The organism is Bradyrhizobium sp. USDA 3262 (assembly GCF_054060035.1).
In genome coordinates, this window is record NZ_JBSSCT010000001.1 from 3,166,285 (window position 1) to 3,181,805 (window position 15,521).

At 60.0% G+C, this 15,521-nt stretch carries 15 protein-coding genes; 8 read left to right on the forward strand and 7 right to left on the reverse strand.

The window, feature by feature from the left end; all coding sequences use genetic code 11:
- Positions 1-63: 63 nt before the first annotated feature.
- The gene (locus ACVWYP_RS14670; RefSeq protein WP_281489693.1) at positions 64-870 is read right to left on the reverse strand and encodes a class I SAM-dependent methyltransferase; all 807 of its coding nucleotides are present in this window, start codon (positions 868-870) and stop codon (positions 64-66) included.
- Positions 871-1,713: 843 nt separating this feature from the next.
- Here ACVWYP_RS14670 and ACVWYP_RS14675 point away from each other — a divergent pair.
- Positions 1,714-3,072, forward strand: a complete 1,359-nt coding sequence (locus ACVWYP_RS14675) for an LLM class flavin-dependent oxidoreductase (protein ID WP_038388470.1) — start codon at positions 1,714-1,716, stop codon at positions 3,070-3,072.
- 65 nt (positions 3,073-3,137) lie between these two features.
- Here the strand turns inward: ACVWYP_RS14675 and ACVWYP_RS14680 are convergent, their stop codons facing one another.
- The 5 genes from ACVWYP_RS14680 to aepX form a co-directional block, all read right to left on the reverse strand.
- Positions 3,138-3,926 (reverse strand): class I SAM-dependent methyltransferase, encoded by a 789-nt coding sequence (locus ACVWYP_RS14680; protein WP_018270123.1) that lies wholly within the window; start codon positions 3,924-3,926, stop codon positions 3,138-3,140.
- Positions 3,927-4,057: 131 nt separating this feature from the next.
- Positions 4,058-5,194: an aminotransferase-like domain-containing protein gene (locus ACVWYP_RS14685; RefSeq protein WP_157788177.1), complete on the reverse strand. Its 1,137-nt coding sequence runs from the start codon at positions 5,192-5,194 to the stop codon at positions 4,058-4,060.
- A 30-nt stretch (positions 5,195-5,224) separates the two neighbouring features.
- Positions 5,225-5,839 carry a CDP-alcohol phosphatidyltransferase family protein gene (locus ACVWYP_RS14690; protein WP_018270125.1) on the reverse strand — a complete coding sequence of 205 codons (615 nt, stop codon included), beginning with the start codon at positions 5,837-5,839 and terminating at the stop codon, positions 5,225-5,227.
- Between the two features lie 18 nt (positions 5,840-5,857).
- Positions 5,858-6,658, reverse strand: a complete 801-nt coding sequence (locus ACVWYP_RS14695) for a phosphocholine cytidylyltransferase family protein (RefSeq protein ID WP_038388473.1) — start codon at positions 6,656-6,658, stop codon at positions 5,858-5,860.
- 346 nt (positions 6,659-7,004) lie between these two features.
- A complete protein-coding gene (gene aepX / locus ACVWYP_RS14700; RefSeq protein ID WP_018270127.1) occupies positions 7,005-7,916 on the reverse strand; it encodes a phosphoenolpyruvate mutase in 912 nt (303 codons plus the stop codon).
- 513 nt (positions 7,917-8,429) lie between these two features.
- On the opposite strand from aepX, the gene ACVWYP_RS14705 reads away from it, so the two are divergent.
- The 4 genes from ACVWYP_RS14705 to ACVWYP_RS14720 all read left to right on the forward strand — a co-directional run bounded on the left by ACVWYP_RS14705 (position 8,430) and on the right by ACVWYP_RS14720 (position 12,566).
- Positions 8,430-8,645, forward strand: a complete 216-nt coding sequence (locus tag ACVWYP_RS14705) for a hypothetical protein (RefSeq protein ID WP_018270128.1) — start codon at positions 8,430-8,432, stop codon at positions 8,643-8,645.
- Between the two features lie 1,266 nt (positions 8,646-9,911).
- Positions 9,912-10,100, forward strand: a complete 189-nt coding sequence (locus ACVWYP_RS14710) for a transcriptional regulator domain-containing protein (RefSeq protein WP_038379271.1) — start codon at positions 9,912-9,914, stop codon at positions 10,098-10,100.
- A 58-nt stretch (positions 10,101-10,158) separates the two neighbouring features.
- On the forward strand, positions 10,159-10,692 hold the full coding sequence (locus ACVWYP_RS14715; RefSeq protein WP_244436062.1) for a DUF2285 domain-containing protein: 534 nt from the start codon (positions 10,159-10,161) through the stop codon (positions 10,690-10,692).
- 644 nt (positions 10,693-11,336) lie between these two features.
- Positions 11,337-12,566, forward strand: coding sequence for a glycoside hydrolase family 18 protein (locus ACVWYP_RS14720; protein ID WP_080583616.1), 1,230 nt, complete (start codon positions 11,337-11,339; stop codon positions 12,564-12,566).
- 71 nt (positions 12,567-12,637) lie between these two features.
- On the opposite strand, the gene ACVWYP_RS14725 is transcribed toward ACVWYP_RS14720, so the two are convergent.
- Positions 12,638-12,841: a hypothetical protein gene (locus ACVWYP_RS14725; RefSeq protein ID WP_018270132.1), complete on the reverse strand. Its 204-nt coding sequence runs from the start codon at positions 12,839-12,841 to the stop codon at positions 12,638-12,640.
- A 424-nt stretch (positions 12,842-13,265) separates the two neighbouring features.
- On the opposite strand from ACVWYP_RS14725, the gene ACVWYP_RS14730 reads away from it, so the two are divergent.
- The 3 genes from ACVWYP_RS14730 to ACVWYP_RS14740 all read left to right on the forward strand — a co-directional run bounded on the left by ACVWYP_RS14730 (position 13,266) and on the right by ACVWYP_RS14740 (position 15,521).
- Positions 13,266-14,069, forward strand: a complete 804-nt coding sequence (locus ACVWYP_RS14730; RefSeq protein WP_041482739.1) for a glycosyltransferase — start codon at positions 13,266-13,268, stop codon at positions 14,067-14,069.
- A 181-nt stretch (positions 14,070-14,250) separates the two neighbouring features.
- Positions 14,251-14,820 carry a hypothetical protein gene (locus tag ACVWYP_RS14735; RefSeq protein ID WP_038388479.1) on the forward strand — a complete coding sequence of 190 codons (570 nt, stop codon included), beginning with the start codon at positions 14,251-14,253 and terminating at the stop codon, positions 14,818-14,820.
- On the forward strand, positions 14,817-15,521 hold the full coding sequence (locus ACVWYP_RS14740) for a hypothetical protein (RefSeq protein ID WP_038388475.1): 705 nt from the start codon (positions 14,817-14,819) through the stop codon (positions 15,519-15,521). Before ACVWYP_RS14735 ends, ACVWYP_RS14740 begins: the two co-directional genes overlap by 4 nt.

Sequence of the window (15,521 nt, forward strand, 5' to 3'; positions counted from 1 at the left end):
GTTGCCGACGGAGCTCCGTCGGCATGTCTGCAGGACGTACACCGGAAATCAGCCAGCGCTCGCTCAAAGGCTTTTGCTTCGGGATCGGTATCCGATCAAGGTCGTGATGTGACCGCGGTCCATAAAAGAGCCCGACGGCGAGTGCGACAGCAAAAGCTGACGGACGCGCGTCAAAAACCCTTCGCGACGGGGGCCCAAAGTGCCTGGTGCACCCATTGCGGTCGAGGACAGCCAGCCAAGAAGGTCATCAATGATCCATTGATACTGGTAGTCGTGACGAAGTTCCGTGATTTCGTTGAAATCGGAAGCGCCAAGGACTTCCCGATGCGATCCTGTCAGCCTTGACCGTACGCCTCCGGGACCGGCGGGCAGGCTGCCGCCCCAGAAGTCGGTAATGTCGTTCACCATTGCATTGTACCATTCTCCAGGTTCGGAATGCTCCCGCACGCGATCGATGATCGCGACGCATCCATCAGGTTTCACGATTTGTGACAGCTTTGCCAGTGTCGCGGCCCGATCCATCCAGTGGAAGGAGAGGGCAATGGTTGCGAGGTCAAATGATGAGGCGGGCAATTGCAGGTTCTCGGACGTCGACACGAGGAAGTCCAGATTGTTGACTCCACGCGTGCTTGCCATTCGCCTCCCTTCCTCGACCATTTCGCTGCTTGGATCGACGGAAAACACGTTCCCTACGGATTGCGCCAGGGGAAGGCCGATCTGTCCCGTGCCGGCACCAAGATCGAGTACACGAGTACTCGTGGTGAGGCGGCAAAGCCGGATCAACGATCTGAAGACATCCTCCGGATAAGGTACGGCGTGCCGCGCGTAGTAGGGCGCAGCACCACTGAATATCTCACTCGCTGCAAACATGACTGCCTCCGGACATCTGCTCAGGTCCCCGTATACTCCGCTGCCCTCTGGGCAATCGGGCAGCAACCCGCCGGCCGTGGACCGAAATGTTAAGTGTTGCAATTTGCCATTATCGCTATCAGTCGCCGGAAGCGCGGCTTTCCGGGAAGAAGGCTCCTGTTGGTCCGGAGCCCCGACCGGACTGGCACGCGCAGGATCGCTTCTTCCGGGAGCCCCCTGCGACCTTGACGCTGCGCGCTGAAGTGGCTCCGGGCGCCAGCTAACTTCTGCAGGTTACATCCGGCGGATCGCGTGTGTGAACCGACGGTGGTCAAGGCGGTGCGGAGGTCGTGTCCTGGCTTCCTTTCGACCGATGCCATGCTTCGCCGGCTGCATCAATTGCCCAACGCGGTAGTTGACTGCAGCGTAATCCTCGTCGCTTCGGCAGACGCTACATTCGTTCGCAATCGCTACCCGGTTTCGTCAACTGCCTGCAATGGTGCAATCTTTAGCTGCGCTTTCCGCTGGGCGACACGCGATCAGGTTGTCAGGTGAACAAGTCTTCGCCTGCTCCGGTGAGCGGTGTGGCCGAAACGGATCTGCGGGCCTACCAGTGTTCAGCGGTGACGATTTCACAGTTTGTCTTTCAACTGGAGTAATCAGACCGGCAGTGGTTCGACATTTCGATGCACTTGATCGAGGACATATCCCTCCAGCATTTCTGCTCGCCTTGTCAGGGGAGCGGCTCTCGCCGACCAAAGTGAATCCGGACGACCTGAGCCTGCCGGCGGGCGCGGCCCCCTGGCTCGAATGAACAGCTGACGGGCACCGCGCCGGCGGATTTTCTTCGAACTGGAGACAGGCATGCCAAACAGGGGCGACATGAAGCTGGGGCTGTTTCTCAACCAGGCGGGATATCACGAAGGCGCCTGGCGGGATCCGGACGTACCCGCAAATGGCGGAATCAATATCGATCATTATGCATCTCTGGCACGGCTCGCCGAAGATGCCGCATTTCACTTCATCTTCCTGGCCGATACGCCAAGCGTAATGGAACCAGATCCGGCGGCAATAGCTCGTGCGGGCCGGAACGACGGCTTCGAGCCAATCACACTTCTGTCGTCGCTCTCGTCAAGAACCACAAGCATCGGCCTTGTTGCGACCGCGACAACGACTTACCAGCAGCCTTATCATCTCGCACGCATGCTCGCCTCGCTCGACCACATGTCAGGCGGCCGCGCGGCATGGAACGTTGTTACCTCGGGTCATAAGTTCGAGGCCGGCAATTTCGGCCAGGAGGAGCTGCCGGATCACGACGCCCGCTATGCGCGCGCGAGAGAGTTCGTCCAGGTCGTCAGAGGACTTTGGGATACATGGGAAGATGATGCTTTCATTCGCAACAAGAAGACGGGCATTTTCGTTGATACGACCAAGCTGCACCCGTTGAATTACCGCGGGCAATTTCTGTCAGTCAGAGGTCCCTTGAACGTCGCAAGGCCGCCGCAGGGGCATCCCGTGCTGGTCCAGGCCGGCGCATCGGAAGCTGGAATGTCGTTCGCTGCAGAATTCGCCGAGGTCGTATTTACCGCCCAGCCGTTTCTGGAGGGTGGCAAGAGGTTCTACGCAACGATCAGAAAGAAAGCGCACGCCCTCGGGCGGGAAGAGGACGAGGTGCTGATCATGCCGGGCCTTGTCCCGATCGTCGGGAGAACGAGGCAGGAGGCCTCCGGGATCCTCCGAAGACTGCAAGATTATACGCACATCGATGCCCGGATTGGATTGGCAGATCGCGTGCTGGGCTCCGTTGCGGATCTGCGCGCGATCGATCTTGACGCCAGGGTCCCCGCGGCCCTGCCGCAGACAAATCTCGTCCAGAGTCGACAGAAACTGCTCCTCGAGGTGGCGGCAAGGCAGAACATGACCTGGCGACAGCTGATCGACTTCATATCGGACAGCAAAGGCCACCTGATGATCGTGGGGACACCGGACGAAATCGCAGATGTCATGATAGAGTTCCTTGATCAGGGTGCAGCCGATGGCTTCAACGTAATGCCGGCGACCGTTCCCGGCGGACTCAAGGACTTTATCGGGCTTGTGGTCCCCGAATTGCGCAGACGGGGACGATTCAGATCCGCGTACTGCGGACAAACCCTGAGAGAGAACATCGGTTTGAAGCGGCCGCCCAACGGGTTCTTGCGCGCAGGCGGAAGCGGACGTCCATGAAGAGGCGACTGCTATTCCAGGGCGTGGGAATAAGCGCGACAGGCGGGCGTACGGGCCTGCGACGATCAGGGTCTGTATCCGAGCAATGTCGTGATGTAGCCCTGTTCTACAAAGGAGCCGGAGGGTGAACAGGACAGCAGCAGGCGGCGCATGCGCCTCGCAAACTCGTCACGACGAGGACCCAGAGTACCCGGAGCACCTGCAGACGTGGAATAAAGGTAACCCAGAAGATCATCGATGTTCCATTTGTGCTCGTAGTAGTGACGTAGTTCTGTTACTTCATTGAAGGCGGAAGCCTGGAGCATCTCAAGGTGCGACACGGTCATTTGCCGGACGGTCCCAGGACCCGCCGGAAAGCTCCCTCCCCAGAAATCTCTCATTTCGTTCCACATCGCTGTGGTCCATCCGTCGGGCTGCGAACCGCGCCGCTCGCGATCGATGATCGCAACGCACCCGTCCGGCTCCAGCATCCGGCACAGCTTTGAAAGTACCCTGTCTCGCTCCATCCAGTGAAATGAGCTCGCAATCGTCGCAATGTGAAACAAGGGCGCAGGTTCGGGAAGATCTTCAGATCGCGATACCACAAACCGGATGTTCGCAAGTCCTTTTTCCCTCGCCCTTCGCCTGCCTTCCTCGATCATTTCATCATTGGGATCGACGGACAGCACATCCGCAATCGAATGGGCAAGGGGAATGCTGATCTGTCCGGTCCCCGCACCGAGGTCGATCGCGCGGCTCCTGTCTGCGAGCCGGCAGACGCGAAGTAATGATCGGAACAGATCTTCGGGATAGCCGAGCCTGTGTCGTGTGTAGTAGCGCGCCGCTCCGCGAAACAGTTCGCTTGCTTCCGTCATTCGGCCTTCTCCTCGTCCTCATCCTGCAACAGCTGCCGTGAAGTGAGCCTGCCGGGGTGGTAATCTCCGCCCGACGGGCGCCTGTCAGTCGCGATCTCGCAAACGGTTATGGCCGGACCGCCGCACAGCGATCAATGACCGGAGGTAGCCGCAGTATCCGGCCAGGCGTCCCGGGCCGAAATGATCTTTGCCAAGATCGCCAGACCGCGTCGCAGATCGTCCTCGTTACGTGTTTCGCAATATGACACCCGAAGTCCCTGCATCGCTCCGGTCGGTACCGGTTCAGCTGCAAACTGAAAACCTGGACGCACAAGTACACCTGCCGCCAGAGCCTCGCTCGCCAGGCTCCTGGCGTCCGGTCGGGTCGGGACCCAGACGTGAAGTCCCAGCGGCCCGCCGGCAAGATCAGGCCTTTGCAGGACGTCTGCGGCAATCCGGCGCCGTGAGGCGGCGATCTTCCGGATGCTTGTTGTTGCCTCATGTGCGGTCCTGTTCGCAACGAAGGCCTGGGCAAGTTCGGCGTGCAGTGCAGCCACAAACCACATCGACATCTTGCCGAATTTTTCCATCAATGCGGTGGCATCCCCTGCTCGCGGAGCCATCAGGAACGCCACGCGCATTCCCATCACGACCGTCTTGGCCAGCCCCATCACATACCAGGTAAGCTCCGGAGCGAGCGTTGCAATCGGAGCTCCCGCGTCCTCGACCATCAGTGCCTGTGCGTCATCCTCGATGATGAGAACGTTGTATCTTCGCGCTATCGTAGCTATCTCGACGCGTCTTCCGGATGACATGACGGCCGCCGTGGGGTTCTGCACAGTAGGAATCGTGTAGAGAACCTTGGACGTGTTGGTCTTGCGGCAAACATCCTCGAACGCGTCCGGTTTCAACCCTTCACGATCCATCGGTATTCCCCTGATATTGAAGCCGAGAATGCCGGACAGCGCCTGCATGTTGGGATACGTCATCTCTTCGGTGAGCAATGTGCCGCTTCTGCCCACGAGGTGATTGAGCAGCAGGAACAGGACATTCAGGGTGCCATTGGTGACAATCATGCGGTCGATGTCCGGCGTGAATCCGAGGCGCTGGGAGATCCATTCCGCCCCGGTTCTTCGATCCTCCTCTGTTCCGCGCGGCCGGTTTGTTCTCAGAAGCCCTCCGGCGTCAGGACGGTAAACTCGTGCCTCGATGCTCTTTGCGAGCGCGGCCTCCAGGGCCGGAACGACCGGTGGTACCGCTCGTGACAAGTCGATAACGTCCTTGCGCATTGGTGCCTCCTGGCGCATGAGGGGATCCGGCTAGGCAAAAAACAGCGCACGGATCGACAGAGCGGCTGAAGCCGCGACGCTGAACAGAACAATTGCGATGTACATCGATCGGGTCGGGGCCGGAACCCGAATGGATGAAACGTGCAACGCGGCGAGTGTGGCAAAGGTGCCGGGAAGCAGCCATGAGAACAATGGCTGTTGCACAAAGGGCTCTGCCAGCACGAGGAGTGCAAGGATCGGAACGTCATAGGATAACGGCAGACCCGTAAAGCAACGATCCGTCGACAGGCCAGTGATTCCAAAGTAGCTCAGACGGAGGGCACCTGCGACGAGCAGCGTGGTGCCCACAGCGGCAGACAGCAGGGTGACGCCGTGCAACTGCAGCAACGCGATCGAGGGAAATACCGCGCCGTAAATGAGATCAGAGAAGCCGTCGAGACTCTTGCCCATCGTTGCGGCTGCTTCTGAACGGTTCCGGATCCGGCGTGCGACAATCCCGTCGAGATGGTCTGCAAGCATTGCCCAGAGTGCGACTGCAACGGCAAGTTCGATGCGGCCGTCCGTCACGAGAGACAAGGCGACCCCGGACAATATCATGCCCGATGCTGTGATCGCGTTAGCCGGATCGAGCAGATACCGGAGCATGGCACTCACTTGTCGCAATCAATCATTTCGGGGGCCGGCCTGCCGCCGTGTTATGCTCTCGTCGGCGAACAGGCTGCTTGCGATGCGAAGATCGTCGGCCGTGTCGATCTCCCACCAGCGCAGATGATCGCATCGCGCTGCCGCGAGCCGCAGGCCGCGCCGTTCGATCAGAAACGCCAGCAGTTCTTCGGTATAAGCTTGATTAGCTCCTGAACCGATAATGTCCTTGAGCGCAGGCACAATCGTCGTCCGCAGGGTCGATTCCGAGAGTCGAAACAGATTGAGTGTCTTGAAAAGCATCGGCCCGCCAGCCGGCAGGTCGGCGCCGGACTGTTTCATGCGAAAGCTCGAGATGAACCCGCACTCGGAGAGCAGGACTGCAGATCCTTGCATTGTTGCCCGAAATGGCGCGACGGCTGCTGCGTCAGGAGATGTGCCGCGGGCAAGACAGTGCAGCGCGTCCTCCTCGAAAAAGACGTCACCCTCGAGGAGGTAGATGTCGCCGCGCAGGAGCGCGTCGCGCGCCAGCCAAAGCGAGTATGCGCTGCCCGTGCGATCGAAAACCGAAGACTCGACGTAGTCGATTTTCAGCTTGCCGAAGCGCTTGCCGCACGCATATTGAATTGCGTCCTTTCGGTAACCGATGACGATCGTCACTTCCTGCACGCCGACCGCCTCCAGACGTCGCAGGGCGTTGTGGAGTATCGGCGTTCCATTGACCTCGACCAATGGCTTTGGCCGCAGATCGGTCAGAGGTCGCAAGCGGGAACCGGCGCCGGCGGCAAGAATGACGGCATGTCTGGGAGCGGTGCTTGCCATTCGGTTCGCTTTCGTTGTCCCGGGCCACGGGTCAATTCGAGTCGCAGACTTGGATGAGACAGCCGGGCGTTGCGCCAGGCCTCTGACGCCTCGTTCAGCGCGTTGGCTGTGTTTGTTGCTGTGGCGCGAAGCGCAGCTGATCACCATTCCACATCGGGAGGGCCGTTCATCCTGCAGAGCAGCCGCTCCGGGTGGACGGCAAGCCCTTCAAACGGTGAAACGATTGAGAGAATTAGGGATGCCGGTAAGGCGCGGCGGTACGACGAGACAGGCTGTCTGTCGTTCGACGTCATGCCGGTCGAAAAGAACCTTGAGTCGCTTGCTCCGGACCGGATGCCAGACGACTTCATGACAGCAATCCTTCAAAATCATTGCTGCTTTGTTCATGGCGCTCCGGGCGTCGTCGCTGAGGCAGATATCGTGCTTCTGCATCAGCGAGTTCATCGTATCTGAACAGTTCGAAGATCTCATCGAGCGTCGCAATTGCAGGCTCAATGCCGGCAGTACTCTCCTCGGCGACAATGCGACTGCAGACCTGCCGCATTGCCGCTGTTGCAGCGCGCATGGAGTGATTGGCCCAGATCACCGTGGAAATACCGGCCTTGCGATATGCCGAAACCGGCGTTCGATAGTACTTCGTTGGAACGATCACGACCGGTAACTTGTTCTGCCAGGCCTTGGTGAATGCGAAGATCTCGTCCGCGGCGGTTCTTCGCGAGTGAATAAGGATCGCGTCAGCTCCTGCCTCGGCATAGGCGTGGGCGCGGGAGATTGCATCGTCGATTTCGTGGCCGGCGATCAGCGATTCGATACGAGCCACGAGAATCAGATCGTCCGCGACCGTGTCCTTTACGGCGCGCAGGCGGCCTGAGAACTCATCGACGTCGGCAAGGGGATGCCGGTCGCCAAGGAGCGAGTTCGTCTTCGGAAAGCAGCTGTCTTCCAGTGCGACGCCGGCAGCACCACACTGGCGGAGTTTGCGGGCCAGCAAACGGGCGTTGTTGAAGTTCCCGAAGCCGCCGTCCCCGTCGACCAGAACCGGTAGCTGGCCCGAGTCCACGATTCGCTCGACGACCCCGGCGAGCTGGCTCCAGGATGCTTCACTGGCGTCGCGATATCCGAGCGAGGAGGCAATCGACAGGCCCGATGCCCAGAGGCCCTTGAAACCTGCGCGTCCGGCGATTGCGGCGGAGAGCCCATCATGCGCTTCCATGAGGAACGAAATTTCGCTGCTGCAGCAGACCTGCGCGCGCAGCATCTCGGCAAATGACCGGGTGGTGGACCGGATACGGCCGTTGGCGAGGACAGTAGGTGATAGAGCCCGCATGCCAATCCTTGTGCGCTTAGCCGGCCGATGTTCGTCAGTGAAGGTGACATGTGGCTGTCATCTGGATCAATGATCAGCGTTGGTAGTTGACCGCCTGCCCAATTCCGGCCACCGCTCGAGATCCAGGAGTTCTGGCGTGTGGTCTTCAGCTGCACGCGCGAGCCGTCAGTTCACTCGCAGCCCGCGCCCGTCGGGCTGTCGCGCAGGCGGGGCTAACTGGGCTTGTGGAGGCGCATAGCGCCGGAGCCGGGCGGGAGGGCTCCCGTTGATCGGCCTCGCGTCCAGGCAGCGACAGCGTGGTCGTCAGCGGCCGGCTTCCGCTGCCCGCTCCGCAAGTCTTCAGCCGCAATCCCTGTAGATGCGCGGGCAGGGGCGGTCGACTGGCTCCTTCACCTCGTCCCGCCGCTGGCCGGGAACGAGCCGCCCGAAGCCGATGCTTCAGCCGTGATTGCCGCATATGATGCGCTCGATGGTTTCGCTGGCGAACTCGGCGCCAAGCTGGTCAACCGGCAGGTCACTCTGGATGTCTTGTTCCGGTCGCTGCAATCGTACTACGAACGGGCAACCAGCGCTGTAGGCGCGGCGGCTGAACATGCGGCCGGGGCGATGCAAGCCGGGCCGGGCCAAGACCGCATCGGGGGAACGCGCGTCTCGGGCTGAAGCTGCTCAACCAGCAGCATGAAATATAGCGCTACACGAGCCGGTACTGGTATTTCGCTGCCTGCATGGACCGCCCGATATATGTCGCGGCAAGCTGCGGTCTTCCCGCACCCTCGAAGCCCGTGCGGCTTCGGACAGTCCGGATACGTTGCACGTATGGAGGCCGCAGTAACCGGCTGCGCCCAAAGCGCCCGTCACTTCCGGATCCGGCATGGTATAAAGCGTTGCTGGCCAACTCTGCTGCCGGAAGGGCATCCCTGTGCGGAAGAATCCAGACGATCTGTCGCGCCAAACCCGCCGGCTTGCGATCTCTGGTCGAACAACGCATCCAGCTCGCGCGCCATGCCGGCCAGGCACGGCATCGCGGTGCGTTTCCGGCCGAAGCGCCGGCGCGCTGCGCGCCTGCTGCGCCAATGCCGTTTCCTGGAGCGTTGCTTCCCCGGGCGCGCCGGTGCGTGGTCGGGTCCGGTTTTTGCTCTTTGCCGTGCCGGGCTTCGTCGTTACGGGGTTCGTCTTGCAAGTCGTGGCCGGCGCCGGATCTGCCCGGTGGCGGGTCCATCACATGTTCGGCACTTCGTCCTGGAACTACAGGATCCTCGAACACCATCTCGGCATCGAGCGGGCAGGATCCGCAACGCGGGTTGGTGGTGCTCAAAATGATCGAAGACCGTGCTGTTCCGGTCTGCGCTCTCATGCGCTCCGGTGTTTCGCTGCCCGTCTCGCCCTATGCCTGACAGGCAACATGGCGCGACAAAAAAAACTTACCGACGTTTGTCATTCCGGGTATCCAGCCGACGGTGCGGGAGCAGTCCCTGGAAACGTGATCAGCGATCATGTGCGCAATCAGATTGAATATCCTCGCCGACCCGTCAGGAAAAAGACCGCATGCGGTCGGCGACATCGCCTGATCTGCGCTGCACGGACGACGTAGTGACCCACAATCGTAATAAAATCCGGAGAAGCCGGCTGCGTCGGGCGCCGATTGCCGCCCGCCGCCACGAGGCGCGAAAGCCGCACATGGTCCTTTCGGTGTGTCAGGCCGGGGATGGTGTGCCGGATCCGTCCTGACTTCCCGCGCCGGCCTGCAACAAAAGTGAGGTGTGACGGTATCTGAAGCGGAAGCCGGAGCCTTCAGATCGCAAAAGTTGATCATTCCATCGCAAAAGTGCGTGGAACGTTGAATGATTATACGACTGCAACCATAAATCGTCACAGGCCTGCAGTTTCCTTGCGCGTGCATTCACAAGATGCGGGGAAATAGTGCAAATGTCAGGTGCGGACTGGAGATCAGAGCGCGCATATCACGATATCAGGAAAGCCGAGGCGGACGACATAGCCTGGGAGTGGCTACGCCGCGATCGTGAGTATCAAGCAGACTTCAAGGCCCTCGGGAGCAAACAATCCAGCGCGACGGATCACTTCCGACGGAAGTGGGGGCTGACGTTTCGCGGCTGATCCGGAACAGGCGTTCGACCAACAAGCTGTTTTCTGGTCGCCCGAGGCATTGTCGACCGTGCTGACGATCCGCACGGCGATCTGCCCGACTGCGTCCAGGCCGTACGAACTCGATTTCGCCGACCTGGCGGGCTGCGAGCTTCGTGAGGCGCCGGATGGATGGCACGCCATCGTGCCCCTCGGAGGCGCGAGGCATCGGCTTTGGCTGAAAGAACTTCCCGGGCGCGGATCAATGGTTGCCGTTGACTTGCCGCTCGACCGCGACTTCGATCTCCGCTTGCTGGCCGCGCACCGGTTCTGGCTGGCGCTCGAACAGCGTCCTCTTGGGCGGGCCCCTCTCGCTCAATCGACCGGGACCCGGCATCGGCATATCCTCGCTTTGCGTGCAATGGACGGGTGGCTGGAAGGCAACAGCTATCGCAAGATCGCGCAAGGCCTGTTTGGTCATCCCCGCATTCCCGATCGAGGCTGGAAAACGCACGATCTGCGCAGCCGGACCATTCGCCTTGTCCAGACTGGATTGCGTCTCATGCGAGGCGGCTATCGTGACTTGCTCCGTCACAAGCGCCGGGACAGGGACGATACCTCCTGAGCACGCTGACAGGCTGGCTGCTCTGCGCGGCAGCGATGGCGTGGTCGGTCTTCGACCAGCGTCTGCATGGCGTGATCAATTGGCGAGCGATTATGGACGCCGATTTGACACGGTATCGTGGTTACTGGTGCAAAGTCGTCCCTTCTTTCGGGCAAAGCGGTTTTCGTAGGGCGTCTAGGATGCTGACCACAGCTCAATGAACGGGGGGCGAAGCCAGAATGAGACAGCATCGGCCGCCCGCAATGTCACGCGGCAACCAGCCAGGTTTGTCGGACAGTCGAACAACTCCGCGTGCCTGCTGTGCGAAAAGCTATGTCAAGCGAAGATCAAGGCACGTTTCGAGACCTTGCAGCCATGCTATGCTCTCGTCCCATTGAACGGTTCGCGTGTATCCGAATTCTTGCCAACTCCTTGCGCGCTGGCTCCAGTTCAATCAGCTTCAGACCGGAATGCGGCAGGCCGTGTGGGGCAATCAACCTGGAGCGCGCGCTCGGGATCGATGGATCAATCGGCCGTCTGGCGAGGTGAAATTCGGGCTGATCATTCTGAGCCGACAGGTGCGCGGAAGCAGGACTGTTCATCCGTCGCGCAGACCACCTTGTCGTTTGAAGCAGGATACAATCTGAGAGGAAGGGTCGTAGGCCGTGGCAGTTGATCGTCGAACCTTCGCTCTGGGCGGGTTTTCTGCGCTTGTGGGCGGATATGCGCTGGTTCAACAGGGACGGACCGCGCCGGCCCGGAGCGCCGTCATCGCAGGCTATGTCGCCCCGTGGAAGGCCCGGGCAGGCGGTCCAGGCATCAGGACGATTCCGGTTCGCGAGCTGACCCACTTGATGTATGCGTTCGGTACCGTTTCGACGGAGGGACTGGCCGAACTTGCGGATCGTTGCCTTGACGCGGGAGCCTGCGATGGAATCTCGCTCTCGAGTCCGCTCGGCGGTAACTTCGCCCAACTCGCCGAATTGAAGCGGGACAATCCGCAGCTTCGGATTCTGATCTCGCTGGGCGGTTGGAATGGATCGAAGTATTTCTCGGCCGCCGCTGCCATGCCGCTCTCTCGCGAGCGGTTCGCACGATCCGTGATCGATGCGTTCTTTCGGCCCTATCCTGGCCTGTTCGATGGTGTGGACATTGATTGGGAGTTTCCCGTCTCGGGAGGACGTGCGGAAAACCTGGTGCACCCTGAGGATCGTCCGAATTTCACACTCTTGATAGCGGAATTGCGCCGACAGCTTGACGAGTTTTCTGCATCGGAGCACAGGGAGTTGGAGCTTACCATCGCTGTGTCGGCCGTTCCCGACAAGATTGTCAATCTGGAGGCGGCCGCCCTGGCCCGGCTGGTCGACCGGCTTCATCTGATGGCCTATGACTATCGCGCCGGCTCGGCCTTTGCCGGCTTCAACGCTCCGCTGTTCGCCTGCGCCGGCGATCCAGATCCTGATCTCAATGTCGATGCAAGTGTGAATGCCTTGATCCGGGCCGGCGTACCGCCTGCCAAGGTAGCGCTCGGGGTAGCTTTCTATGGCCGGGCTGTTGCGGACGTTCCGCAGGAGAACGGGGGGCTGTTCCAGAAGGGCGCGGCGGCGAGCGAGGAGTGGGGAGGGAGCGACGGCATCGATTATCGGGATATCGTTGCCAGGCGACCGGAAGAGTTGGGCTTTCGCCGGTATTGGAGCGATGAGGCCCAGGTGCCTTGGCTCTATGACGCCGAACGGCGCATATGGATCAGCTACGACGATCCGCTCTCCATCGCACGAAAGACGATGTACGCGGCGGGCCGTGGACTCGCCGGGATCATGATCTGGGACCTGTTCGCTGATGACGGTTCGCTGCTCGCGGCACTCCGCGTCCTTCCCGGAGGAACGCCCGAATAGCATTGTGGTCATCGCGTCACGCTGAAGCACGTTATCGAACGAAGTCAGCCGCGGAATAAAGGGCTGTGAGATCAGGGCCACGCCGGTTGAAACCAGCAATGTCGGAATCCGGCAACAGGCGGCATCGTTTCGAGAGGCACGCTGGCGGCAATGCGCGTCGTCTTCTGCCGGGATGCGACATAGGCACAGAATTGCGGACCGGTGTGGCCCTGGGCGGCGAAGTTGTAGATCCCGGCGGGCTGCGTCAGGCGGATCAGATGACGGTACCAGTGCATTTGGCAGCTTGCTTCTCTCCCCCGAAAATCAGGAGTGCGCGGAGGCGCACTTCGCCGGCGACAGATTGGAATGAGGACTGCGAGACCGGAAAAAGACAGCTTGAATCTCACGTGGCGTGAGCCTGTAGGCTTTGAGGCTATGAGAGAAAACGACACGCGGCGCAATGAATCATCTGAAAATAACGAGCTTCACGCTTCTCTTTTTCGACGCACCACGCGTGAGGACATCGTCGCGGTGCGCCGCTCGAGTTCTCTTTGAGAGGCTGCGCCCGTCGCTCAAGCGCGTCGGAAGTCCGAGGCGTTTGTGTTTGCGGGCAACACGTTTCTGTCTTCCACTTGCTGAACTGCTCGCATGCGGCGTCCCAGGCCGGCGCACGCGCGAGTTCGAGTTGTGCCTGCATGACGAGGGGCGGAGAGTTTTCGAATGCGCGACTGCGAAGGGGGATCGGTGACTTCTTACAATTTTCTCTTCGCCTCGTGGGGCACGTTGGGAAATCTCAGTCCGCTGCTTACGGCGGCTCGCCGATTGCGCCGTCATGGTCATCATGTCCGGGTGATCGCCGATCCGGCGATGCGGACAGAAGTCGAGGCCGCTGATTTCGAATTCGTGACATGGCGTCGCGCCCCGAAGGGGCGGGCCGCGGATCCAACGGATGTCTCGGACCTGCGAGATCGCATGCGCAGGGTCGTCTTCGAGCCTTGCTCTGCATACGCGGCCGATATTCGCGACGAGGTTGGCCGCGTGCCAACAGATGCGGTCCTCGGTCTCGACCTCCTATTTGGCGCGGCGGTCGGGGCGCAGGCATGTGGCGTGCCTTTCGCGTTTCTTTCGCCTCACGTCAGCATCCGGATTCTTCCGGGAATGCCGCCTGCGACTTCCGGATTGGGGCAACCGAAAACGCCCGCAGAGCGCGCCAAAGTCCGAGCAGCCTCCGCCGCGCTCGCTGCGGCGATGAATGCGTCCCTTCCTATCCTCAATAGAGCTCGCGTCGATTTCGGCCTTCCTGTTCTTTCGGACGCTATGGACTTGTTCGACCAGGCTGATCGAGTTCTGCTGGCAATCAGCCAGGCCTTCGACTTCGAGGCAGACGCCCTTCCGGGCAGTTTCCGTTATATCGGTCCCTTGCTCGATGTACCGAGCTGGTCAAGGTCGTGGCAGGCTCCCTGGTCTACGCGACCCGATTGTCCCCGCGCGGTGATCACCGCGGACGTGGAACCGGTAGATTAAATGCTTTCAAGTGTTTCGTTGCAATTTTGTACAAAAGTACATATTTTTCATCAACTTACGGCAATTCAAGATTATGACTCAGGGTAGATAATGTAATCAAGACAACCTTTCCTTTGACGCGGGGCGGCCAATTTGGTGTACTGTCCTCAGTCCCAGGACAGAGGACGGCTGGATGGACGGGATGAAGAGTCAGGATTTGGTCGTTCTTTTGAAGCTCGTCAGCCTTCAGGAAGGGGAAAACGAGCCCACGCCGGGACAGCCTCAGCTGCGCTTTCAGGGCGATGATCCGTATTCAGTTCGCAACTTGGAAGCGCTTCTGGGAATCAGCAAGACGGAAATAAACGCCTCAATCAAACGAAGCCTCTCATCGGGACTTGCGATCAAGGACCGGAATACGGGGCGGGCAAATCCCAATCGCCGCGATCTGAATAATTTTATCATCCATGGCATGAAATTCGTTTTTCCGGCAAAGCCCGGCGCCATGACGCGCGGCATACCGACGGCCTTTGCAGCACCTATGCTTAAAAGCCTCTTGGTCAGCGGAGGAGAATACATCTACGTGTGGCCGTTCGCGGACGGACACAACATCGGGCAATCGGTTACGCCATTGTTTAAGAGCGTGCCGGAAGCTGTTCAAAAAGATGATCGGCTGTACGAATATCTGTCACTCATCGATGCGATCCGGCTCGGCAATCAGAGAGAGGCAGGCCTGGCCGGGGAACGTCTTTCCGAAAGCCTTCTGAAAAAATGACTACCGTCAAAGGTCAATTGCTTCAAATGCTCCAAACGGTCGCTACGGCGCTGGGCAGCGCACTTCGCGAACGGTTGGTGTTTGTGGGGGGATCCACGACTGCTCTCTTTATCACCGACGACATCACCCTTGAGGGTGTCAGAGCGACGGACGATGTCGACCTCATCGTCGATCTCGTAGGGTTTGCAGAATGGACGAAATTGCAGGACGAGTTGCGACAGAAGGGATTTGCGGAGTCGCAGGACGATACGGTCATCTGCCGGATGCGCCTTGGGGATCTCAAAGTCGATTTCATGCCCGACGACGAGGATATTCTCGGATTCAGCAACCGCTGGTATGCGAAAGGGATAGAGACGGCGGTTACGGTGCCCCTTACCGATGAGCTGAATATCAAGCGTCTCAGCCCGGAATTGTTTGTAGCCACAAAGCTGGAAGCCTATCTCGGGCGTGGTCAGAGTGATTTGCTCGCGAGCCGCGACCTCGAAGACATCCTTCTCGTCATCGACGGCCGGAACGAGGTGGTGGCGGAAATCCAGCAAGCCGATGCCGACATACGCCAGTTCATTGCCGAGCAATTCGCGCCGCTACTCGAGCATCCCGACTTTGATCATTTTCTTGCCGGCAACATCCGCGGCCCGGAAGGGCGTATCGACATCGTCCGTGAGCGCTTCGTAATCGTAAGCCAATGCGCTGGTGACTGA

Bases quoted from the DNA above. Each gene is read 5' to 3' on its own strand.
- ACVWYP_RS14710 (WP_038379271.1), top strand. From the start codon at position 9,912: ATGTCAGGTGCGGACTGGAGATCAGAGCGCGCATATCACGATATCAGG.
- ACVWYP_RS14695 (WP_038388473.1), bottom strand. From the start codon at position 6,658: ATGGCAAGCACCGCTCCCAGACATGCCGTCATTCTTGCCGCCGGCGCC.
- aepX (WP_018270127.1), bottom strand. From the start codon at position 7,916: ATGCTGCGCGCGCAGGTCTGCTGCAGCAGCGAAATTTCGTTCCTCATG.
- ACVWYP_RS14725 (WP_018270132.1), bottom strand. From the start codon at position 12,841: ATGCACTGGTACCGTCATCTGATCCGCCTGACGCAGCCCGCCGGGATC.
- ACVWYP_RS14685 (WP_157788177.1), bottom strand. From the start codon at position 5,194: ATGCGCAAGGACGTTATCGACTTGTCACGAGCGGTACCACCGGTCGTT.
- ACVWYP_RS14730 (WP_041482739.1), top strand. From the start codon at position 13,266: ATGCGCGACTGCGAAGGGGGATCGGTGACTTCTTACAATTTTCTCTTC.
- ACVWYP_RS14675 (WP_038388470.1), top strand. From the start codon at position 1,714: ATGCCAAACAGGGGCGACATGAAGCTGGGGCTGTTTCTCAACCAGGCG.
- ACVWYP_RS14670 (WP_281489693.1), bottom strand. From the start codon at position 870: ATGTTTGCAGCGAGTGAGATATTCAGTGGTGCTGCGCCCTACTACGCG.
- ACVWYP_RS14680 (WP_018270123.1), bottom strand. From the start codon at position 3,926: ATGACGGAAGCAAGCGAACTGTTTCGCGGAGCGGCGCGCTACTACACA.
- ACVWYP_RS14735 (WP_038388479.1), top strand. From the start codon at position 14,251: ATGAAGAGTCAGGATTTGGTCGTTCTTTTGAAGCTCGTCAGCCTTCAG.
- ACVWYP_RS14690 (WP_018270125.1), bottom strand. From the start codon at position 5,839: ATGCTCCGGTATCTGCTCGATCCGGCTAACGCGATCACAGCATCGGGC.
- ACVWYP_RS14740 (WP_038388475.1), top strand. From the start codon at position 14,817: ATGACTACCGTCAAAGGTCAATTGCTTCAAATGCTCCAAACGGTCGCT.